This window comes from Streptomyces sp. NPDC031064, assembly GCF_055570965.1.
Genome location: NZ_JBVIGF010000001.1, coordinates 667,695 through 689,299 on the forward strand (window position 1 = coordinate 667,695; position 21,605 = coordinate 689,299).

Sequence of the window (21,605 nt, forward strand, 5' to 3'; positions counted from 1 at the left end):
TCGTCATCGGCAAGATGCGGCGGCGGGTAGCGGCGAGCATGACGGCTTCGTCGAACCGTTCGCGGCCTCCCGGGAGGGCGGCTATGACAGCGGACCCGTCGAGCCGTGTCGGAGGCGTCGCGGCGATCGTGCGCGTGAGGCGACCCAGATGGGTGTCGATGTCGTCCGTACGGGGCGCGGTGTCGAGTGTCTGAGACTCACCATCGCTGCTGCGATGACGGCGCGCGTGAGGTCCCGGCTGGTGGCGGCGTGTGCCGCGGCCGTACTGCTGGGGCGGGCAGCACGGCGTCCGGCGCCGCCGCCGGGGGCAGCGCGTTGAACGGTGGCTTTGCGCTGCACAGCCACTTCGGCTTCGCGCGCTTCCAGGCCGGCATGGGCTACTGGTTCGCCTGCCCGGCGCTGCTGGTGGACGCGCCCGAGCACTGGAGGCCGGCGGGGGCACCGATGCGCATCGAGCCCGGTGAGCGCAACCCCGTCTCGTGCCTGGTGCGTGCCGAGCCGGTCTCGGCGTCCGCGGCGGGCCGGGCGGAAGGCTGTCGTCTCGCCTACCGCTCGGCCCACCGGGTGTACGTCCAGGCCCTCTCGTCCCACTGCTTCCTCGGGCCCCGCGGATGGCTGAGGAGCGGCCGGGCCCCGCGTCACAGCGGGCGCAGCACCTCCAGACCGATCGCGGGCGCGGCCTTGTCGAGGTCGGCCAGGCACCCTTCGCGGGTGTCGCCGACGACGGTGACCAGGGCGTAGCGGCCGGCGACGTGGCCGTGCGGCGGGAGCCGCAGCTCCTGGCCGGGGAGGGCGACCGCGAGGGCGGAGTCCACCCCGGCGGGAAGCGCCGCGTGGTCGATGGACACGTGGCGGGCGATGCAGTCCGCCTCCGGGTAGTGGAAGCGGACGGCGGCCACGCGGTGCCGGTCGGGGCGGATGTCGGGCTCGTCGCCGCAGGCCACGCGGGCGGCGACCAGCGCTGCGTCGACACCGAGGGCGAGCCGGCCGATGTCCGGGATGCGGTCGCCGCCGATCCGGGCGTTGATCTCCACGACCTTGGGGCCTGCGGCGGTGAGCCGCAGTTCGGTGTGGGTCCAGCCGGTGGTGAAGCCGACGGCCCGGTGCGCACCGGTGACCACGTCCCGGACGCGCGGGTCGTCCATCAGCGGGTCGCGGCCGTCGACGAGGTGGCCGACCTCCTCGAAGTACGGCGGGTACCCGCAGTCCTTGCGGGCCACGAAGGCCAGGGACACGCGGCCCTCGTACCAGGCGGCGTCGACGCTGATCTCGGGGCCGTCGAGGTACTCCTCGACCAGGACGTCCCCGGGGGCCACTTCCACGGCGCCGGGTGCGGTGGCCGCGCGGGCCAGCCGGAACCGGCCGGCCAGCAGGTGGGCGGACTCCACCTTCACCACGCCCGTACTGGCGTTCAGCGCCCGGGGTTTGAGGACCAGCGGGTAGCCGACCCGGGCGGCGGCGGCGCGGGCCTGCGGGAGCGAGGTGACGGGCACCGACTCGGCCTGCGGCACCCCGGCGGCATGGAGCGCCTCGCGGGTGGCCCGCTTGTCGCGGCACCGCAGCACGGCCTCCGGCGGGCTGCCGGGCAGGCCCAGCAGCCGGGCCAGTTCGGCGGTCTGCACGACCCGGGTGTCGTCCCAGGTGATGACCCCGGCGCAGGCCAGGCCGCGGGCGGCGGCGGCCAGCGCGGCCGGGTCGGCGGTGTCCAGGACGGTGTGCCCGGCGAGGTACGGCGCCTCCCAGGTGGGCGCGCGGTCGGCGAGCAGGTGGACGTCGTACTCCCCGGCCACCGAGCGCAGCAGGTACTCGCGGTAGATCTGCGAGCCGGCGCCGACGAGGGCGAGTGTTCTTCTCATGCGCGTGCCTCCGCCCCGGACAGGTGGGCCGCCAGAGTCCGTACCGTGCGGTGCAGGTAGAGCTGCGGCAGGGGGAAGACGGGCATCGCGGCCTCGCGGAGCGCGGCCAGCAGCCGTACGGCGAGCAGCGAGTTGCCGCCGAGGGTGAAGAAGTCGTCGTCCAGCCCGACGCGGAAGCCGAAGACCTTCTCCCACACGCGGCGCAGCCGGGTCTCCAGGTCGCCGGCCTCCTCGTCCGCCCCGTCCGGTGTGCTCCGCCCGCCGGCGAGCGGCTCCGGCAGCCGGGCCGTGTCGATCTTGCCGTTGGGGGTGAGCGGGAGGGCGGGCAGCGCGGTGAGGGTCGACGGCACCATGTGCTCGGGCAGGAACCGTGCCGCGTGGCGCCGCACATCCTCGGTGCCGGCCGCGGGCGCGGCGCCCCCGTCCTCTCCGCGGAGCACCACGTAGGCGTCCAGCCGCGCGCCGGCCGCGTCGCCCGGCTTCTGCCGCAGCACCACGGCGGCCGCCGCGACGCCGGGCGCTTCCAGCAGCCGGGCCCGGATCTCGTCCAGCTCGATGCGGAAGCCGCGCAGCTTCACCTGGTTGTCGAGACGCCCCAGGTGCTCCAGCCTGCCGTCGGGCAGGAGCCGGCCACGGTCGCCGCTGCGGTACATGGGGCCGGGGGCGTGCGGGTCGGGGACGAAGCGCTGCGCGGTGAGTTCGGGCCGGTTCAGGTACTGTCCGGCCACTCCGGCCCCGCCGACGTGGATCTCGCCGGCGACGCCCGGGGGCAGCTCGCGGCCCTCGGGGTCGAGGACGTAGAGGTGCCAGCCGGGCAGCGGGTGCCCGACGGACCGCGAACCGGTCAGCGCCTCGCGGCGGGTGACGGTCTGGGCGGTGACGTGCACGGTGGTCTCGGTGATGCCGAACATGTTGACCAGCCGGCAGCGCGACGCCGGGTGCCGGTCCAGCCAGGACCGCAGCGGGCGGGTGTCCAGCGGTTCGCCGCCGAAGACGACCAGGCGCAGCGAGTCGGTCACCGGCTCGGCCCGGTCGGCCTCCATGAGCTGGGCGAAGGCGCTCGGGGTCTGGCTGAGGACGGTCACGCGTTCCTCGCCCAGCAGCCGGGCGAACCGCTCGGGGTCCCGGGACGCCCAGTAGGGCACGACGACGAGCCGGCCACCGGTCGTCAGGCAGCCCCAGATCTCCCAGACGGAGAAGTCGAAGGCACTGGAGTGGAAGAGGGTCCACACGTCCCGGCCGCCGAGCCCGAAGTCCGCGCGGGTGGCGTCCATGAGGGCCGCCACGTTGCGGTGCGGGACGACGACGCCCTTGGGGCGGCCGGTGGAGCCGGAGGTGTAGATCACGTAGGCGGCGCCCTCGGCGGACAGTGGTCCGGGCTCCGGTGCCTCTCCGGCCGGGTCCGCCGCGGCGAGGGAGCCGGGGTGGACGGTCCGCACGCCCTTCACGGCGGGGAAGGCGTCGGACTCGGTGACGACCAGGGACAGTTCGGCGTCCTCGGTCATGTACGCGAGCCGGTCGGCCGGGTAGGCGGGGTCCATCGGGACGTACGCGGCGCCCGTCTTGAGCACCCCGAGCAGGATCACCACGAGGTCGGCCGTGCGGTCCAGGCAGACGCCCACCCGGTCCGCCGGTGCAACGCCGAGCGCCCGCAGCGCGCGGGCGATCCGCTCGGCCCGCTCGTCGAGCTGACGGTAGGTCAGTTCGACGCCCTCGTAGGTGAGGGCCGTCGCGTCCGGGGTCCGTTCGGCCCAGGACCGTACGGTCTGCTCGATGCGTTCACCGGCCGCCGCGGGCGCGGCGGGGGTGCGGCCCAGGCCGCCCAGGACGGCCAGGCGGTGCCGCTGGTCGTCGTCGAAGAGCGGGATGTCGGCCAGCGGCGTCTTTGGCAGGGCGGTGACCAGGGCCCGGTGGGCGGTGACCAGCATGCCGGTGAGCCATTCGACGGCACCGTCACCGAAGGCGGAGCGCCGGTGGTGGCACACACCGGACAGGACGGTGGAGCCGTCGTCCGCCACGCGCACCGACAGCGGGTGGAGCGGGGCGAGGAACGGCCGGTCCGCGGTGACCTCGGCCTTGAGGCCCTCCCCGGTGAGCACCTCGGCGGGCTCGGTGACGTACAGGCCGGCCGCGGGGGCGCGGGACGGCTCGGGTTCGGCGTGCCGTACCCGCTCCAGGTACTCCCCCACCGTGGCGGTGGCGTCGGCGGTGAACGTGAGGCTGTGCCCGGGGCCGACGCCCAGTTCGACGTCGGGGCCGCCGGTGCAGCGCGCCAGGACCAGGCCGAGCGCCGCCGCGGCGGTGACGGCCGCCGGTGCGTCGCCGTGGACCGGCAGGGTGAAGGGGCGGCTGCCCGCGCCGGGTTCGCCGAGGCCCCAGTCGGGGGCGGGCGCCCGGTCGAGCCGGGCCACCTGCTCGCCGAGCCGCCCGGCGGCCTCGCGCTCCACCGTGACCGGGGCGGTGGGCCGGGCGGCCGGGTCCAGCAGGGCGCGGGCCAGCTCGTACGGGTCCGCCGGCACCGCCCGGTGGGCGACGACGACGAGGTCGGCGCCCCCGTCGGCGTACCGCAGCAGGACGGCCCGCAGGCCGGGTCCCGTGGCCGGGTCGGCCGGGCGGGACAGCTCGCGTTCGCGCGCCCGGGCGGCGGCGGGGGACTCCGCCCCGTCGGGGACGTCCTCGACCCACAGGCGGGCTCCGGCGGCGCCGGTGAGCAGCGCGAGGCCGTGGCCCAGCCGCTCGGGGTCGGCGCCGGTGTGGACGCGCAGGGCGACGGCGCGGCACAGCCGCCCCGCGGCGGACGGATCGTGGAGGTGGTCGTCGGTCATCGGCTGGTGAACCCTCCGTCCACGGTGACCGTCGAACCGGTCACCTGCCGGGACTCGTCGGACGCGAGCCAGAGCGCCGCTCCCGCCACGTCGTCCGGCTCGATGAGCCGGTTCATCGGCTGGGCGGCCACGAAGGTCTGCTCGTGCTCCTCGACGGGGACGTCGAGGGACCGGGCGATCTCACTGAGCATGCGGCCCTCGGCCGCCTCGTCGTCGCGCACCGAGCCGGGGCACAGGGCGTTCACCCGGACGCCGAACGGCGCGAGGTCCAGGGCGGCGGCCTTGGTGAGGCCGACCAGCGCGTGCTTGGCGGTGACGTACCCCGCGAAGTGGCGGTAGCCGACGAGGCCGGCGGTCGAGGCGACGTTGACGATGCTGCCCGAGCGCTGCCGGGTCATGGCGCCGCCGACGGCCCGGATCATCCGCCAGGCGCCGGAGACGTCGACGTCGAGCATCAGGTCCCACTCGTCGGGCGTGATGTCGTGGACGGTCTTGCCCGAGGGGGCGGCGATCCCGGCGTTGTTGAGCAGGACGTCGATCCTGCCGAACCGGTCGAGGGCCGCCTCCACCACGGCGCGGACGTCCTCGGTGTCGCGGACGTCGGCGGGCGCGGTGACGACGGAGCCGGCGCCCTGCTCGCGGCAGAGGAGCGCGGTGTGGGCCAGTTGGTCGGCCGTGCCCAGCGGGTAGGGCACCCCGGGCAGGTCGCGGCCGATGTCGGTGAGGAGCAGGTCGGCGCCGGCCCGGGCGTACGCCACCGCGCACGCCCGGCCGATTCCGCGCGCGGCGCCGGTGACCAGGGCGGTCCTCCCGGCGAGCCGGCCGGGCGGGCGCCCGGCCGGTGCGGTCGGCACGTCGTGTGCCGTGGGGGCGGGCGCGGTCACCGTCGCACCGCCAGTCCGGCCAGCTCCGCGTCGAGCAGGCGCATCAGGCCGTCGGGCGACTCCACCACGTACATGTGCCCGCCGGGCAGTTCGGCGTGGTGGTACGCGGCCGTGGTGGCCGCCTCCCACTCCCCCGCCTCGTCGCGCGAGACGAGTTCGTCGTGGTCGCCCCGTACGGAGACGACCGGGACCGGCAGGGGCTTGCCGGCGGGGGCCCGGTAGTTCTCGTGCATCTCCACGTCGGCGCGGAGCGGCGGCAGGAGCATCTCGCGCAGGTCGGGGTGTTCCAGTGCCGGGTGGGTGTACCCGGCGAACTCCCGCACCTGCGCCAGGAACGCCTCGTCGGTGAGGCCGGTGGCCCTGGTCCGGCGCTGCGTCCAGGGGCCGGGTGAGCCGCTGACGATGAGCTTCACCACCTCGGGCCGGCCCAGGGCGCACAGCCGGTGGGCCATCTCGTAGGCCAGGACGGCGCCGAGGCTGTGACCGAAGAGGGCGACGGCCGGGCTGCCGGCGACGCGGTCGAGCACGGACGGCAGCAGGTCGTCGACGGCGGCGACGACGTCGGTGTGCAGCGGCTCGCCGAAGCGCTCCTCACGGCCGGGGAGCTGGACGGGGGTGATGAGGACGGTGTCGCTGCCGTACTCCTGGCAGCGGCGGTACACCGAGGCGCCGGCGCCGGCGAACGGGAAGCACAGGACGGGTATCTGCGGCATGTGTCAGCCCTCCATCTCGGTCGTGGTGGCCCACGCCCGCTCGATCAGTTCGCCGGTGCCGGCGGGGTTTCCTCGTACGAAGTAGTGGCCGCCGGACGCCAGTCGCCGAAAGCGCACGTCCTCGGCGAGCAGCTCCCAGGAGCGGTGGGCCTCGGCGGCGTGGGTGAGGCCCTGGTCGTCGTCGGCGACGACGACTGTGAACGGTGCTTCGATGCGCCGCCCGGACGGCTGCTCGGTGCGCCCGATGAAGTAGCGGTAGCCGCCGCAGACGTCGTGGCGGAACGAGTCGCCGAGGAAGGAGATGTAGCGGTGGTCGAGGCCGTCCAGTTCGCTGTAGCCGGTCTCCTCGACCATGTACCTGATGATCTCCTCGTCGCTCCAGCCGTCGATCATGGCGATGGACTCGCGCATGTCGGAGACGGGCGGCAGCAGCTTGGACCCGATGAAGACGTGCCGGAGGTCGAAGCCGCGCTCCTCCAGGACGCGGGCCAGCTCGACGGTCACGGCGGCGCCGCCGCAGTGGCCCCAGAGGATCAGCGGCAGGTCGGCGCGCTGCTCGATCTCGTCGACGATCCGCACCGCCGTCTCGGTGACGTCGGTGAACTCGCCCCGGCGCTCGGGGCTGTGCCCCGGCTGTTCGACGCCGTACACGACGAGGTCGGGGGTGAGCTTCTCGATGGCCTCGGCGAGCGGTTTGAAGTTGACCGGGTGGCCGCAGGGGTACGGGACGCAGATCACCGCTCCGAGGGCGGCCTCGCCGGGGGCGCTGGTCAGCCGCTGGAGCAGTTCGCCGTCCTCCTGGCCGGTGCCCTCCTCGCGCGCGGAGCGCTCGTCCACCAGGGCGGCCAGTTCATCGAGGCGTGAGGTGCGGGTGAGGTCGGAGAGGGTGACCAGGCCGTCCAGTTCCAGCACGACGCGGAGCGCCGACAGGGAGTTGCCGCCGAGGGCGAAGAAGTCGCCGTCGCGGGCGATGGCGGAGGACGGGGTGCCGAGGACGTTCGCCCAGGCGTCCCGGATGCGGGTGACGGTGGCCTCGGACGCGCTGCCGGCGGTGGCGGTGGCCGGGTCCGCCGCCCGGGTGGCGGACGTGGGCGTGCGGCCCAGCAGGGCCAGGTCCTCGTCCACGAGCAGGGCGTGGGCGTCGTGCGGCGCGTCGGGCTCCGCGGCCATCAGCTCCAGTACCCGGACGAAGTAGCCGCCGATGCGGTCGATCTGCGCCTCGTCGTACAGGTGGGTGTGAAAGTGCAGGCAGAGCTGGAGCTCGTCGTCGAAGAAGTGCCGGGAGAACTCGGTGCGGAACGGGAACTCCGTCTCGGAGTCGACCCGCATGTCCAGCATGGAGAACTCCGGCAGTTGCTTGAGGTTTTGCAGCAGGTAGAAGTGGGTGAAGTTGAAGGTGGTGCTGAACAGGACGCGCTGGGTGGCGAGGTCCTGCTTCATCCGGGCCATGGGGTAGCGCCGGTGCGGCAGCAGGTCGACCTCGGCGCGGTACACGCGGCGGATCAGGTCGGCCCAGCTCCCGCCGGCGAGGTCGACCTGGAAGGGCACGGTGTTGAGGTGCAGGCCGAGGGTGGTCTCCGCGCCCGGCAGCTCGGGCCGGCCGCTGTGCTCGTAGCCGGTCATCACCGTGTCCTGTCCGGACACCAGGGCGAGGACCTTCATGTGGGCGGCGAGCAGCACGTCCTTGAAGGGCACCGACAGGGCGTCGGCGGTCGCCTCGATCCGCTGGGTGAGCCCGCTCGGCAGGGGCACGTCCCGCAGGACGACGCGGAAGTCGTCGGTGGGCTCGGCACCGGGCCGGGGCGGCACGTCGGCGGGGTGCGGGTCCCGCAGCACCTTCAGCCAGAAGTCCCGGGACTGCGGGGAGCGCAGTGCCTCGGTCTCCAGGCCGACGAAGTTGCGCAGGTGGTTGTCGACGGGCGGGCGGGAGGTGTCCCGGCCTTCGCGCAGTTGGTGGTACAGCTCGAAGAGCTGGGTGTGCAGCAGCGAGATGGACCAGCCGTCGAGTGCCGAGTTGTGCTGGCTGACGGTGTAGCGGAACAGGTCGTCGCCGAGCACCTGGACGTGCAGGGTGACCAGCCCGCCCTCCTCCCACACGAAGCGGCGGGCCTTCTCCTTCGCCAGCCACTCCTGGTGCCAGGCCTCCTGCCCGGCCGCGTCGAGGTGGCGCAGGTCGGCGACGGTCAGCGGCGGGTCGACCTCCCGGTGCACGATCTGGAGGAACTCGCTGTAGCCGGTGAGGTGGTAGGTGGTGCGCAGGATCGGGTGGCGCGACGTGAGCAGGCGTACGGCCTCGGTGAAGGCCTCGGTGTCGAAGGTGCCGGTGATCGAGTAGCTCAGCACGTCGTGGTACTGGCCGAGCCCGCCGGTGATCTCGGTCTGGAAGATCAGCCCGGCCTGGAGCATGGAGAGCGGGTACGCGTCCTCGGCGTCCTTCGGGAGCAGGGCCCGGTCGGCGTCGCCGATCAGCTCGAAGGGCCGGAACGCGCCCCGGGCGGCGACGTCCGCCTCGGCGGTCGCGGACTCGTTCGCGTCCTCGATGCAGCGGGCCAGCCGGGCGATGGTCTGGTGCTTGAAGAGCTGCTGGAAGGTGAACTCCAGCCCCGCCTCGCGGGCCTTGGCGAGGACCGATACGAAGTGGATCGAGTTCCCGCCGAGGGCGAAGAAGTTGTCGTTCACGCCGATCCGGTCGCGGCCGAGGACCGCACGCCAGATCTCCGCGAGGGTCTTCTCGTGCTCGGTGCGCGGGGCGACGTGGCCGGCGGGCTTCGGGCGCAGCGCGTCGGGGCCGCGCAGGGCCGCGCGGTCCAGCTTGCCGTTGGGGGTGAGCGGCAGTTCGTCGAGGGCGAGGATGCGGCCGGGCACCATGTAGGCGGGCAGCGTCTCGCGCAGGTGGTCCTTGAGCGCGCTCTCGGCCGGCGCTTCCCCGGCCGGTACGACGAAGCCCCGCAGGGAGGCGGTCAGACCGTCGTCCACGGCGACCACCGCGGCGTCCCGGACGTCCGGGTGGGCCCGCAGCCGTTCCTCGATCTCGCCCGGTTCGACGCGGAAGCCGCGGACCTTGACCTGGAGGTCGACGCGCCCCAGGTAGTCGAGGGTGCCGTCGGGCAGCCACCGGGCGCGGTCGCCGGTGCGGTAGAGCCGTTCCTCGCCGACCGCGGCGCCGCCGGTGAACTTCTCGGCGGTCAGCTCCGGTCTGTCCAGGTAGCCACGGGCCAGGCCGACGCCGGCCACGTGGAGTTCACCGGGCATGCCCACGGGGCACGGGTGACCCTGGTCGTCGAGGACGTGCATCCGGATGTTGTCGATCGGCCGGCCGATGGGCAGCCGGGCGCGGCGGTCCGCCCGGTCGAGGCCGGTGACGGGCTGGTGGGTGACGTCGACGGTCGCCTCGGTGGGGCCGTACAGGTTGATCAGGCGGGCCTCGGGAAGCAGTTCGGCGAACTGCGCGGCCTGGGCGGGGGTGAGGGCCTCGCCGCTGGCGAAGACCTGCCGCACGCTCCGGGCCCGGGAGGCGTCGCCGAACCGGTCGAGGTGGCCGAGGAACATGCTGAGCATCGACGGCACGAAGTGCAGGGTCGTCACGGAGTGCCGGTCGAGCGCGGCGAGCAGTTCGGCGGGGTCCTTCTCGGCGCCGGGCGCGGGCAGGGCGAGGGCGGCACCGGCGAGGGACCACCAGAACAGCTCCCAGACGGAGACGTCGAAGGAGACGGAGGTCTTCTGGAGGATGACGTCGCCGGCCCCGAGGGGGTAGGCGTTCTGCATCCAGGCGAGCCGGTTGACGGCGCTGCGGTGCTCCACCTGCACGCCCTTGGGGCGGCCGGTCGAGCCGGAGGTGTAGATGACGTACGCGACGTCGCCGGCGTCGCCCGCCGGCTCGGCCGGCCCGTCGGTGCCGGCGTACGCGGCGGGGTCCTCCAGGTCGAGCGCCGGGGTGTCGCCGAGGAGCGCGGTGAACCGGGCCTGGGTGAGCGCCAGGCGCGCACCGCTGTCGGCGAGGAGGAAGTCGATGCGGGCCTGCGGGTAGGAGGGGTCGACGGGCAGGTAGGCGCCGCCCGCCTTCAGCACGGCGAGCAGGCCCGTCATCATCTCGGGCGAGCGCTCCGCGACCAGGGCGACGACGGTGCCGGGGCCGATGCCACGTCCGCGCAGGGTGTGCGCGAGCCGGTCGGAGCGGGCGTCGAGTTCGCCGTACGTCACGGTGCCGGTGTCGGTGAGGAGCGCGGGCGCTTCGGGGGTGCGGGCCGCCTGCGCGGTGAACAGGCCGTGCAGGGTGGCCTGGTCGTCGAAGGGCCGGTCGGTGGCGTTGCTCGCCTCGATGACTGCCGCGTCCTCGTCCGTCCACAGCCGCAGGTCGGTGACCTGCCGGTCGGGCTCCGAGGTGGCGAGGTCCAGCAGCAGGGCGTAGTGGCCGGCGATGCGGTGGACGGAGTCCTCGGCGAGGCGGTCGGTGTCGTACGTGACGGTGACGACGAGTCCGTCGTCCTCGCGGGAGATGTCCTCGCGGGAGATGGTGAAGCGGGTGGCGGCGGGGGTGGCGTACCCGGCGTCGTGGAAGCCGGTGAGCTCGATGGCGGTGTCGAAGGCGTCGAGGCGGCCCAGTTCGGCGGCGACGGCGGCGACGTCGCAGTCCTGGTGGCGCTCGGCGTCCCGGACGGCGGCGGCGACCCGGGCCAGCAGTTCGCGGAGGGTGCCGGTGGGGGCGGTGCGCAGCAGGAGCGGTCCGCCGGCGTGGGCGGGGGCGGCGCCGCGGGTCGGCTGGGCGACGACGACGTCCTCCTGGCCGGTGCAGCGGCCGACGAGGGCGATCAGGGCGGCGGTCAGGACGACGTGCAGTTGCTCCGGCCGGTCGCGGCTGACGCGGTCGAGGCGGGCGGTCAGTTCGGGTCCGAGGCGTACCGCGTGGGTGGCGGTGGGCACCCGCTCCCGGTCCGCCGCCGGGCGGAAGTCGGACAGGAAGCCGGAGGTCTCCGTGAGCGCGGCCAGCTGGGATCGCCAGTGGGCGGCCTGCGCGGAGGGTGCTGCCTCGGGGTGGTGCGACGGCATAGGTGTCTCCTGGATCGAGCTGCGAGTGAGTGCGTGACGGGCTGTGTTGTGCGCGTGGTGCCGTGAGCAGTCAGAGATCGAAGTCGAGGTCGAAGCCGGAGGGGGCGGGCAGGAGGGCGCCCAGGGAGGTGGTCGGGTCGGTGGTCGCCGTGTCGAGCACCGAGGTGAAGGTGTCGCGCCAGGACTCGACCGTGTCGCGGCGCAGCAGTCCCGCGGCGTACTGCCAGGCGACGCTCAGGCCGCCGGGGGCCTCGTGGATCTGCATGTTGAGGTCGAAGACGGCCTGCCCGGTCTGCTCCAGGCGCAGCGGTACGCGGGTGCCCTGGAAGTCGACGGAGAGGTAGCGCGCGCTGTGCAGGGCGAGGAGCGCGTCGAACAGCGGGGTGCGGCTGTAGTCCCGCGCGGGGCCGGTCCGGGCCACGACCTCCTCGAACGGGAAGTCCTGGTGTGCGGAGGCCTCCTGAGCGGCCTCGCCGGTACGCCGCAGGAAGGCGTCGTACGGCAGGGCGGGGTCGGCGTCGAGGCGCAGGACGACGGTGTTGGCGAACATGCCCACGGTGCGGTGCAGCCCGGGGACGGTGCGGCCGGACACCGGGGTGCCGATCGTGATGTCGGCCGTGCGCTTGAGCCCGGACAGCAGCAGGGCGTACGCCGACGCCAGCACCGCGAACGGTGTGACGTCGTGCGCGCGTGCCACGGCGCGGATCCGGTCGGTCCGTTCGCGGCCGAGGTCGAAGGCGAGGACGTCGCCGTCGAGGGCGCGCAGCGCCGGGCGGGGGTGGTCGGTGGGCAGGTCCGCCGGGTCGACCGGTTGGGCGAACACCTTCTCCCAGTGCGGGGCCTGGGCCTCGCGGGCCGCGGTGGCGTCGCGCCCGCGGAGCCATACCGCGTAGTCCCGGTACGTGCGGGAGGGCGGGGTGGGTTCGCCGCCCGCGTACAACAGCGCCAGGTCCTCCAGGAGCGGGGTCAGGGAGAAGCCGTCCACGATGATGTGGTGGAGGTCCAGCCGCAGCCGGACGCCTTCGCCCGCGCGGTGCACCTCGGCGCGCCACAGTGGTGCCCGCGCCAGGTCGAAGGGGCGGACGAACGCGCCGGGCGGGGTGGCGTCGCGCGGGTCGTCGACGACCCGTACCGAGGGCTCGGCGTGGGCGTCGACGCACTGGCGGACCTCGCCGCCCTCGATGGTGAAGCGGGTGCGCAGCGCCTCGTGGTACTCCGGGAGCCGCCGCAGGGCGTCGCCGAGGCGCGCCGGGTCGGTTCCGGCGGGCAGGTCGAGGGTGACGGGCACGTTGTAGTGCACGGCCCGCTCGTCCTTGATCTGCTCCAGGTAGACCTGCCGCTGCTGCGGGGTCACCGGGTAGGTGCCGGCGTCGGGAGCGGCCGGGATGCGCGCCGCGGCGGTGGCGGTGGCGTCCCGCAGCAGGGCGGCGAGGCGGGCGGGCGTACCGCTGCTCAGCACCGCGCCCGCCGGGCAGTGGCGGCCCAGCCGCTCCTGCGCCCCGGCGGCGATCAGGGTCGCGGTGAGCGAGTCGGCGCCCAGGTCGCGCAGGTCGTGGCCGGTGCCGATACCGGTCAGGCCGAGTGCCGCCTCGGCCAGTTCGACGAGCGTGCGCTCGATGTCGTCGGCCGGCGCGGTGTACGGGGTCGCGGCGAGCAGGGGCGAGCCGTCCGGGCCGGGGAGCCGGTCCCGGTCCACCTTGCCGGTGTGGGCGAGCGGCAGCCGCTCCAGGGGCACCAGGTGGGTGGGGACCATGTGGCCGGGCAACCTGCGGGCGAGGTGGTCGCGCAGTTCCTCCGGCGCGGGCGGCCGGGGGCCCGCGTAGTAGCCGCACAGCCGCAGGTCGCCGCGGCCCGGCATGGGCCGTGCCGTCACGACGGCCTCGGCGACCCGGGGGTGGCCGAGCATCGCCTTCTCGACCTCGGCGGGTTCGATGCGGAACCCGCGGATCTTGACCTGGTGGTCGCGGCGCCCGAGGAAGTCGATCACACCGTCGGGCCGCAGCCGCGCCAGGTCGCCGCTGCGGTACATCCGGCCGCCGGGGACGAAGGGGTCCTCGGTGAACCGCTCGGCGGTGAGGTCCGGCCGGCCCAGGTAGCCGAGGGTGACGCCCGCCCCGCCCAGGCACAGTTCGCCCGGCACGCCGACGGGGCACAGGCGCCCCGCCTCGTCGAGGACGTACGCGGTGGAGTTGGCGATCGGCCGGCCGATGGGAATGCGGCGGCCGTCCAGATCGTCACGGGTGACGCGGTGGGTGAGGGAGAACGTGGTGTTCTCCGTCGGCCCGTACCCATTGACCACCGTCAATTCCGGGCAGGCGTCGAGGGCTTTCGCCACGTGCGGGGAGGAAAGCGCGTCGCCGCCGACGACGAGTTCCCTCAGGGGGCGGAACGCTTTCGCGTCCTGCTCCACCAGTTGGTTGAAGAGCGGGGAGGTCAGCCACATGGTGGTGATCCGCCGTGTGCTCAGTTCCCGGCCCAATTCGAGGGCGTTGAGAATGACGTCGCGGTCGGCCATGTGGAGACTTCCGCCATTCAGCAGCGGGCCCCATATCTCGAAGGTGCTCGCGTCGAAAGCGACCGAACCGGTGGGCAGCATTCTGGTGTCCGGCCCGAACGGTACGTAGTGCGTCCCCTTCACCAGCCGGACCACATTGCGGTGCGTGACCTGGACGCCTTTCGGCGTACCCGTGGTGCCGGAGGTGTAGCAGATGTACGCCAGGTCGCCGGCGGACACGGACTCGGCGGTGGCGGGGGGCTCGGCGGTGGCGGGAGGCGCGGCGGTGGCGGCGTCGTTCCGGTGGTTCTGGGCGTCCACGGTCAGGACCGTGCCGTCGAAGGGCGGCTCGGCCGGGAGGCCGGGGCCGGTGACCAGCACCCGCGCCGAGGAGTCGGCCAGCAGCCAGGCGGTGCGCTCGGCCGGGTGGCCGGGTTCCAGCGCGACATAGGCGGCTCCGGTGCGGAGGATGCCCAGCGCCGCGACGACCAGTTCCGGGCCGTGCGCCGCGCGGAGCCCCACCCGGTCGCCGGTGCGAACCCCGCAGGTGCGCAGCGCGGCGGCCAGGTCGGCCGACCGTCCGTCGAGCTCGCGGTAGTCCATCCGCCCGCCGGCCCAGGTGACGGCGGTCGCCTCCGGGGTGCGCCGGGCCTGCTCGGCGAAGAGCCCGTGGACCGTGGCCGTGTCCGGCCAGTCGGTGGCCGTGTCGTTGAGGGAGCCGAGGATCAGCTCCTGTTCGCCCTCCGCGAGGAGGTCCGCCTCGCCGACGGTCGCGTCGGGCCGGCGGGCGAGGAACTCCCGTACGCGCAGCAGGTGTTCGCCGAAACGTTCCATCGTGGCCGGTTCGAACAGGGAGGAGCGGTACGCGAGGCGGGCCCGGTCCCCCTCGCGGGTCAGGAGCAGCTCGGCCGCCTCGCCGGGCGCCGCCGCCTCCGTCGCCGTCGCGGTCGTCGGGGCACCGGGGGCCGTGCGGTCCGCGTACCGCACGGCGGTGCCGGCCGGGGGCCCGGCGGGCCGCGGCGTGGCGCACCCGGCCAGCAGGGCGGCGACCGTTCCGGCCGGGTCCACGGTGAGCGTCAGGGCCCCGTGGTCGGTGTCGACGAGGAGCCGGCGGCGGCCGGTGTACCGGTGCAGCAGCACGGCGTAGGCGGCGAGGAGCAGGGTGCCCTCCTCCGCGTCGGCGCCGTGGCGCGGCAGGGCCGGCAAGTCGAGGGTGAGGGTGCGGAAGTGCGCCGTGCCGCTGTCGAGGCCGCGCGGGTGGTCGGTGACGAGCAGGACGGGTTCGCCGGTGTCAGGAGCCGGAAGGGACGGTGTCGCTCTTGGTCTGCTGGTCATCGGCCGCGGTCACCCCCAATCTGAACGGGGTACGGCGGAAGAGGACGACCGTCAGGATGCCGGGCGCGGCGGCGAGCGCGGCGACGGCGATGATCAGCCCCTGGTAGTGGCTGTCGGTGAGTAGGAAGCCGCCGAGCGCGGAACCGGCGGGCAGGGCGCCCGCCATCACCGTGCGCATCAGCGTCATGGCGCGGCCACGCATCTCGTTGGGCACCCGGGTCATCCGCACCACGCCGCCGAGGACGGTCATGGGCGCCGACAGGATGCCGTTGAGCGCCAGTCCGAGCAGGATCCAGGGGAGCGCGGTCGGGATGAGGAAGAACAGGACGGCGCCGGAGAGCAGTTGGAAGACACCGATGCGGAGCATCTGCTTCTCGGAGGTCTGTACGGCGCCGGAGACCAGCGAGCCGATGAGTTCGCCCGCCGCCATCACGGCCAGCATGAGGCCGAGCACCCCGGGCCCGCTGCCGAACTCGAACTTCGCCAGCCACGGCAGCGCGACCACCAGGGCGCCGGCGGAGACGTTGAAGGCGCCGAACGAGAGCGTGAGCACGAGCAGGAACCGGTCGCGGACGATGAGCCGGAAGACGGGTGCCCAGCCGGGCCGCTGCGGTGCGTCGCCGGTGGTCCCCGCGGGCTCGGGGCGGCCCATCGGGTCCTTGATCCGGCTGATCAGGAAGGCGAAGAGCAGGTAGGTCGCGGCGTCCAGAAGCAGGACGTTGGGTGCGCCGAAGAGGGTGATGAGACCCGCGCCGATGGCCGGGCCGAGGACGTTGGCCGCGCCCATGGCGGTGGCTTCCAGGCCGGAGGCCGCCTGGAGCTTCTCGGCGGGCACCAGTTCGGGCAGCACGGCGGGCGTGCCGGCCAGCGGGATGATCTTCAGGAAGCCGTACACCAGCGCCACGACGTACAGGTGCCAGACGTGAAGGGAGTCCGCGAAGGCGAGGAGCGGGATCAGCGCGACGACCAGGCCCCGGAAGACCGAGTCGTAGATGAAGAGCTTGCGCCGGGAGAACCGGTCGAGAAGCGGGCCGACGACGGCCCCTCCGGCGATCACCGGGAGCGTGAGACAGACTCCCAGGATTCCCAGTCCGGCGGCGCCGGCCTCCTCCACAGTGATCCAGGCGAGAGCGGCGTAAGTGGCTCCGTCGCCGAGCAGGTTGAGGACCAGAGCCGACCAGAGCAACCGGTAGTCACCGATGCGCAGGATGGCCAGATATGCTTTCACGTTCCACACCGTTCAGTAGGCCGAGATAGGCAAGCGAAGTCAGCGGGTGGCATGAAATGCGCCAACACCGCCGTGGGTGTGCGAATGGGAGAGACGCCAGGGCGTGATGTGCCGCGCATGCACGCGGGCATGCGTCGGCGACCCCGGTGTTTTTATGTATGACCTGTCAGGCGTGCTCGTTTCCGGCCCTCGAGTCCGGAATCCCCCGTGCGAGTGTCCTCAAGAAGTGCCCCCACCCCCGTAATGCGGACTGCCGGAGCAGCGCGCAATTTCCGCCGTTCGTTCTAACAGTTCGCATGAAACGCGTCAACGATGGTAGAGCGCAGCGGAATGGCTTGTTCTGGAGCTTGAGTTCGGACGGCCGACCACATCGCCGCGCAGCGGGCCGGGCGATGCCTCGCGGGCTTCCTCCTCCGGCCGCCCTCCACGGCGGCCGGCCCGGACGGAACCCCGCACCGGGCGCACGCCGGGCGCACGCTCCTGAGCACGGTGAATGGCGACGGCGCGTGGGTCCGCCCCTGAGCCACGGGGCGCGCACGCCCGGCGCGCAGGGGCCGAGAGGCGGTCCCGGGGGCCCGCGGGAGGGGCGCGGCGAGCGGTTGGTCCGGCCGGCTGATCGCAGCCCTTCCGGACAACCGCGCTTTTCAGTCATGATCACGACACAATTTGCTCGCCTTACGGCCGATGAAGCGGCGGTTTTCCCGCCGTTCACCCGCCCCGGCCACCGGTCGGCGGCCCGCCCTCACCGCCCGTGCGGCGCCCTGCCGAGCGCCGGACCGAGCCACCGCCCGAGGCCGCGCAGCACCTCGACGCGTCCGGCCGCGCGGTCGAGGAGTGGCGCTGCCCGAGGAGGGCGACCATCTCCTCGGGCTCCAGGCTTCATGCAGCGCGGCAGGTCCTCGTACCACCGGGCGCTGTAGCGGGCCACGCTCCGGGAGGGGACGAGAGCGGCCCGGCGGCTCCCGCTCGTAGCGAAGCGGCGCGGGTGCGGTGCGCCGACGACACCGTCGTGGCGTCCGACGCAACGGTGTGGACGGCCGGGTTCGCGGTCCGCCCTGCGGCCCGCCGCGAGCGGGCTGGCGGCCACCAGGGACGGTGGATCGTGGTGGATGGCACCATGCGGCCGGTCTCGCACCGGAACGTCCACGCCGTCGGCGACAACGGCCGGCCACTGCCGATGCCCTGCGCTTCGGCCGGTTACCCCGACCGGCAGGCCGACCTCAGCCGACTCCCAGCGTTCAACAAGGTGAACCACCCCCGCAGCGTCTTCTTTCGTGAGATCGACGTCACGCCCCGACTCGACAGTGGATCTCCCTGCAGTTCGCCCCCGACCGGAAGCCGATGATCATCGAGCGGAGCCACCGACTCCGCAGCGTCGCCCGGTGGATCAACGAGACCGAAGCACGTCGCGCCGCCGCTGCCGCCCGGCGCCCCGACGCCCGGCCCTGGGCGCCCGAGCAGGGAGCCGGACGTACTCGACGTGGCGGGCATGCTTCGCAGCGCTGACGAAGGACAAGAAGGAGCGCCTCTGGCGCGCGCTCGGGCTGCGGCATGACCTGCCGGCCCGCACAACGCGAAATGCTGGCCGAGATCGCTCCCGACCAGCATTTCAGTGGTGTCCGAGGGGGGACTTGAACCATTTCCCAACCAACCGTGGACCAGCGGCGAAATCAACATCCTCTAGTCAACTAAACACCGTCAACGCACGTCGGCCGGGGGATCGCCGAGCGTGGCTCAGTGCGCCGGTTCGCCTCAGCTCACGCGGAGAGCACTGCCGCTGGTAACCCCCACCCGAACTCCGGATCACCTCCGCTCTCGCGGAGAGCACCCCCCGCCATCCTTGGCAGGTGTACCGATGACCGGATCACCTCCGCTCGCGCGGAGAGCACAGGACGAGGGCGGTCTGTTCCTCGCCCCACGCCGGATCACCTCTGCTCTCGCGGAGAGCACATCCCCGGGATGGACGGGCCCGTCGCCGAGATCGGATCACCTCCGCTCGCGTGGGAGAGCACCAGGAGCGTATCGACAGCCGCTGACAACTGGTCGGATCACCTACGCTCGCGCGGAGAGCACGGCGCGGACCTGGGAGGCGGCCTGCCGGTTGGCGGATCACCTCCGCTCGCGCGGAGAGCACCACGGCGACGTCCGTCAGCACGGCCCCGCGGACGGATCACCTCCGCTCGCGCGGAGAGCACGAGGATCGCCGCCCACAGCGTGAGCTGCGCCGCGGATCACCTCCGCTCGCGCGGAGAGCACGCCTTCTTCTCGTTGTTGCCGTACTTCTTGTCCGGATCACCTCCGCTCGCGCGGAGAGCACCGCAGCACCGGCAGGGTGTCCCGGGCCATGCCCGGATCACCTCCGCTCGCGCGGAGAGCACACTTCCTGACCTGGAGCGTTATGCAGGCTTTGCTGTTTCTTTGCCTGGGTGGAAGCTGATCAGTGTGAGGCCGTCGAAGTCCACGGTCTCTCGGCGGCGGGTCCCTGCGGTGCGTAGTGTGAAGCCTTGCTCGTTGTCACTGGGATAGGCGAGGACGGCCATGCCATCCTCGATCGTTTCCGTGATAGATGCCCAGAGTTCGTCGCGGACGCGTGCGGAGACGGTGCCGACGTAGAGCTCGGGAGTGACTTCCAGCAGCCAGCGGGTGAGGGCTCCGCGTAGGTGGTCGGGTACTGCGGTGAGCGAGATGACGGTCATGGAGGCCACGGCGTGTTGCCCTTTGTGGTCATGTGTTGGGTCCGTGGTTGGTGCCACCGGCGATTGATCCGCTGACGGGGTCCCAGAGGTTGACGAGTTGTTCTTCAGGGTCAGAGGGCTCGTGCTTTTGGTCGGGGGCCAGGAGGTTCTGGATGTCGGTGACGATGCGGGGCAGGAGCTTGAACAGGCGTAGGCCTTCTCGGAAGGAGCGGCGGGCGTCGGCTTCCGGGTTAGGGGATGCGTGCAGGGAGAAGGCCAGGGGAATGGTCAGCTCAGCTTTGTAGAGGTCGGCGATGTCGTAGATGAAGGCTTGTTGGTTGCCGCTGTGGACGTATCCCAGGGCTGGTGAGCAGCCCAGAGCGGTGATTGCGGCATGGACGATGCCGTAAAGGCAGGTGTTGGCGGAGGACAGGGCGAGGTTGACGGGATCCTGGGTGTCCCAGGCGGCGGGGTCGTAGGAGGGGCGGAACCGGCCGATTTTGTGTTGCTGTGCGAGGAGCCGGTAGTGGGCCTTGACGCGTTGGCCTTCCATGCCACGGAGTTTGTCGAGACTGGTGCCGGCCGGGACGGTGCCCATGCCGAAGCGTGTCTCGTACATCGCGGTCGCGACGGCGAGACGTTGGTGGTCGTCGGCCCAGAGGCGGACTTGGCGTTCGAGCCAGGTGGTGTTGAGGGAGTCGGGGACGGTGGCGGCGTAGCAGCGGACGCCGCCGGAGCCTGTGATGACGACGGTGGTGCCGTGGCGGGCGAAGGCGGCCATGGCCCGCGCGGTGATGGAGGTGCCGGGTCCGAGGAGGACGCAGCTGAGGGCGGCGGTCGGCAGGTAGACGGTCTCGGTGCCGCGGCGTTCGGTGGTGATCTCCGCGCAGACTCCGGTGTCGTCCTGCTGTACGCGGACGATGTCGAGGTAGAGGAAGGAAAGGGAGTCGGCGATGCGGGGGAGCATGGCGACGGTGGGAGCGGCCAGTTTGCGGCGGGCGTCGGCTGGTGTGCGGGCGCGCGGTGGTTGTGGTGGTGTCATGGCTGGGCTGTTCGGGTCGGGGCGATGGTGAATAGTCCGCAGCCGTAGGCCTTTCCGCGGCCGATTCCTTCGGTGATCTTTGTGCGGAGGAGGCTGGGGTCGATGATCGATGCGGTGCCGTCGAAGCGGGTGCGGGTGTGGTGGATGTGCTGCTTCTCTTTCTTGTTGTGGTGAGTGCGGGCGCCGCGGGCGGCGTCGAGCGGCGTTGAGTGGAGGCTGAGGACTTTCAGGCCGGCGTTGTCGGCCTGGCGTAGCCACCACTCGTCGGCGGCGGTGCCGGTGAGCGCGACGACGGGGGGCAGTTTGTAGGCGGCGCGGGTTGTGGCGCCGGGTTTGCGTACGGGGCTGGCGACGCAGCGGTAGCGGATGGTCAGGCCGGGGCGGAGGGCGTCGAGGAGAGCGTCGAGTCGGCGGGTGAGCGCGGTGCCGTAGGTGACCGGAAGGCGGGTGAGGTCTGGCTGGTGGGTGCTCTGGACCAAGAGGTGAGGCCCGGTTGGGGTGTCGTCGGTACGGTGCAGGACGCCGAAGTGGGCTCGGGGGTCGTGTCCGGTGTGGTCGGGGAAGAGCGACATCAGGCGGCGGTGGGTGTCGACGGAGCTGCGGGCGTCCCGGCGCGCATCGCTGGAGCGGAGGTCGGGGACGATGCGGGTGAGGTAGACGGTCAACTCGCGCTCCTTTCAGGGCGGTTCAGGTGCGCGGTGGTATAGGAGTCGAGGGTTTGAAGGTGCGGTGTTCCCAGGCCGGTGTACTGGGTGGCGGGTAGGTGGAGGGTGCGCTGGTAGGTGGGCCTTGAGCGGTAGGTGCGCCGGCGGGGGTGGAAGGTGGTGGGCTGGTCGTTGAGCTCGCCGCCCGGGGTATCGCCGTCGGTGGCGTCCGCGGTGTGCAGGGTGGTGGGTACGGGGAGCCGGTTGAGGGGGCGGTCGGAGGTGAAGGTGATTCCCGGGTCGTGGTCGGGGCGGGGCGGTGGGGCGGCGATGGGCAGGTGGATGAGGTGGTGCAGTGCATCGTCGCTCGCGCCGAGCAGGAGTGGGCCTTCGGGGGGGCAGGAGCGCCGGCCTAGATAGAGGGGCCAGCGGGGGTGGAGCAGGGCTTCGGCCAAGTGATCCAGGTGGTGCGGGGTGGTGTCGGTGGTGGTGAGGGCGATGGAGAAGGCGGCGTCTGCGAGGTAAGTGCGGTGGGTGAGCAGGGTGGTGGTGTCGCCGCTGCGTTTCTTGCCCTCGGCGGTGGTGACGGTGGCGCGTGCGGGCAGGCCGCCGCCGACGGTGTGCAGGTCGCGCAGCGGTACGCCGGGCCGGTCGATGCGCACGGTTACAGACAGGGTGGTCAGGTCGTCGATCGGCGCGTGCCGGTTGCGCCCGAGGGCGGCGGCGAGCAGTCCGATGATGCCGGAGCGGCTGGGGAAGGGGGCGGTGTCGCGTTCGTTGAAGTGACTGTGACGGCCCCAGGACTGCAGGGGGCCGGTGAGGCGCAGCAGCAGGCCGGGTTCGGGCGCGGGGGGGTGCATGCT

At 72.9% G+C, this 21,605-nt stretch carries 11 protein-coding genes and 1 CRISPR repeat array; all 11 genes read right to left on the reverse strand.

The features are described from left to right. Positions 1-638: 638 nt before the first annotated feature. Positions 639-1,856 carry an ATP-grasp domain-containing protein gene (locus ACZ46W_RS02795; protein ID WP_468330234.1) on the reverse strand — a complete coding sequence of 406 codons (1,218 nt, stop codon included), beginning with the start codon at positions 1,854-1,856 and terminating at the stop codon, positions 639-641. Further along, complete coding sequence (locus tag ACZ46W_RS02800; protein WP_468330237.1) at positions 1,853-4,681, reverse strand: amino acid adenylation domain-containing protein; 2,829 nt, start codon at positions 4,679-4,681, stop codon at positions 1,853-1,855. The genes ACZ46W_RS02795 and ACZ46W_RS02800 overlap by 4 nt, the downstream gene beginning before the upstream one ends. Further along, the gene (locus tag ACZ46W_RS02805; RefSeq protein WP_468332404.1) at positions 4,678-5,535 is read right to left on the reverse strand and encodes a glucose 1-dehydrogenase; all 858 of its coding nucleotides are present in this window, start codon (positions 5,533-5,535) and stop codon (positions 4,678-4,680) included. Before ACZ46W_RS02805 ends, ACZ46W_RS02800 begins: the two co-directional genes overlap by 4 nt. Positions 5,536-5,561: 26 nt before the next feature. Continuing rightward, positions 5,562-6,278, reverse strand: a complete 717-nt coding sequence (locus tag ACZ46W_RS02810) for a thioesterase II family protein (protein ID WP_468330240.1) — start codon at positions 6,276-6,278, stop codon at positions 5,562-5,564. 3 nt (positions 6,279-6,281) lie between these two features. Beyond that, a complete protein-coding gene (locus ACZ46W_RS02815) occupies positions 6,282-11,324 on the reverse strand; it encodes an amino acid adenylation domain-containing protein (protein WP_468330243.1) in 5,043 nt (1,680 codons plus the stop codon). Between the two features lie 70 nt (positions 11,325-11,394). Then, complete coding sequence (locus ACZ46W_RS02820; protein ID WP_468330246.1) at positions 11,395-15,153, reverse strand: amino acid adenylation domain-containing protein; 3,759 nt, start codon at positions 15,151-15,153, stop codon at positions 11,395-11,397. Continuing rightward, the gene (locus ACZ46W_RS02825; RefSeq protein WP_468330249.1) at positions 15,110-16,381 is read right to left on the reverse strand and encodes an MFS transporter; all 1,272 of its coding nucleotides are present in this window, start codon (positions 16,379-16,381) and stop codon (positions 15,110-15,112) included. The genes ACZ46W_RS02820 and ACZ46W_RS02825 overlap by 44 nt, the downstream gene beginning before the upstream one ends. A 2,044-nt stretch (positions 16,382-18,425) precedes the next feature. After that, positions 18,426-18,759: direct repeats of the CRISPR family, unit length 29 nt; unit sequence CGGATCACCTCCGCTCGCGCGGAGAGCAC. An 18-nt stretch (positions 18,760-18,777) separates the two neighbouring features. After that, a complete protein-coding gene (cas2e, locus tag ACZ46W_RS02830; protein ID WP_468330252.1) occupies positions 18,778-19,086 on the reverse strand; it encodes a type I-E CRISPR-associated endoribonuclease Cas2e in 309 nt (102 codons plus the stop codon). Positions 19,087-19,105: 19 nt separating this feature from the next. Continuing rightward, entirely contained in the window at positions 19,106-20,023 is a 918-nt protein-coding gene (cas1e, locus tag ACZ46W_RS02835) for a type I-E CRISPR-associated endonuclease Cas1e (protein WP_468330255.1), read from the reverse strand. Between the two features lie 71 nt (positions 20,024-20,094). After that, the gene (gene cas6e / locus ACZ46W_RS02840) at positions 20,095-20,763 is read right to left on the reverse strand and encodes a type I-E CRISPR-associated protein Cas6/Cse3/CasE (protein WP_468330258.1); all 669 of its coding nucleotides are present in this window, start codon (positions 20,761-20,763) and stop codon (positions 20,095-20,097) included. Further along, positions 20,760-21,602: a type I-E CRISPR-associated protein Cas5/CasD gene (cas5e, locus tag ACZ46W_RS02845; RefSeq protein WP_468332407.1), complete on the reverse strand. Its 843-nt coding sequence runs from the start codon at positions 21,600-21,602 to the stop codon at positions 20,760-20,762. The genes cas6e and cas5e overlap by 4 nt, the downstream gene beginning before the upstream one ends. Between the last annotated feature and the right edge of the window lie 3 nt (positions 21,603-21,605).

Excerpts from the sequence above, each read along its gene's own strand:
- ACZ46W_RS02795 (WP_468330234.1), bottom strand. The coding sequence starts at position 1,856 with ATGAGAAGAACACTCGCCCTCGTCGGCGCCGGCTCGCAGATCTACCGC.
- ACZ46W_RS02800 (WP_468330237.1), bottom strand. The coding sequence starts at position 4,681 with ATGACCGACGACCACCTCCACGATCCGTCCGCCGCGGGGCGGCTGTGC.
- ACZ46W_RS02810 (WP_468330240.1), bottom strand. The coding sequence starts at position 6,278 with ATGCCGCAGATACCCGTCCTGTGCTTCCCGTTCGCCGGCGCCGGCGCC.
- ACZ46W_RS02815 (WP_468330243.1), bottom strand. The coding sequence starts at position 11,324 with ATGCCGTCGCACCACCCCGAGGCAGCACCCTCCGCGCAGGCCGCCCAC.
- ACZ46W_RS02820 (WP_468330246.1), bottom strand. The coding sequence starts at position 15,153 with ATGACCAGCAGACCAAGAGCGACACCGTCCCTTCCGGCTCCTGACACC.
- cas1e (WP_468330255.1), bottom strand. The coding sequence starts at position 20,023 with ATGCTCCCCCGCATCGCCGACTCCCTTTCCTTCCTCTACCTCGACATC.
- cas5e (WP_468332407.1), bottom strand. The coding sequence starts at position 21,602 with ATGCACCCCCCCGCGCCCGAACCCGGCCTGCTGCTGCGCCTCACCGGC.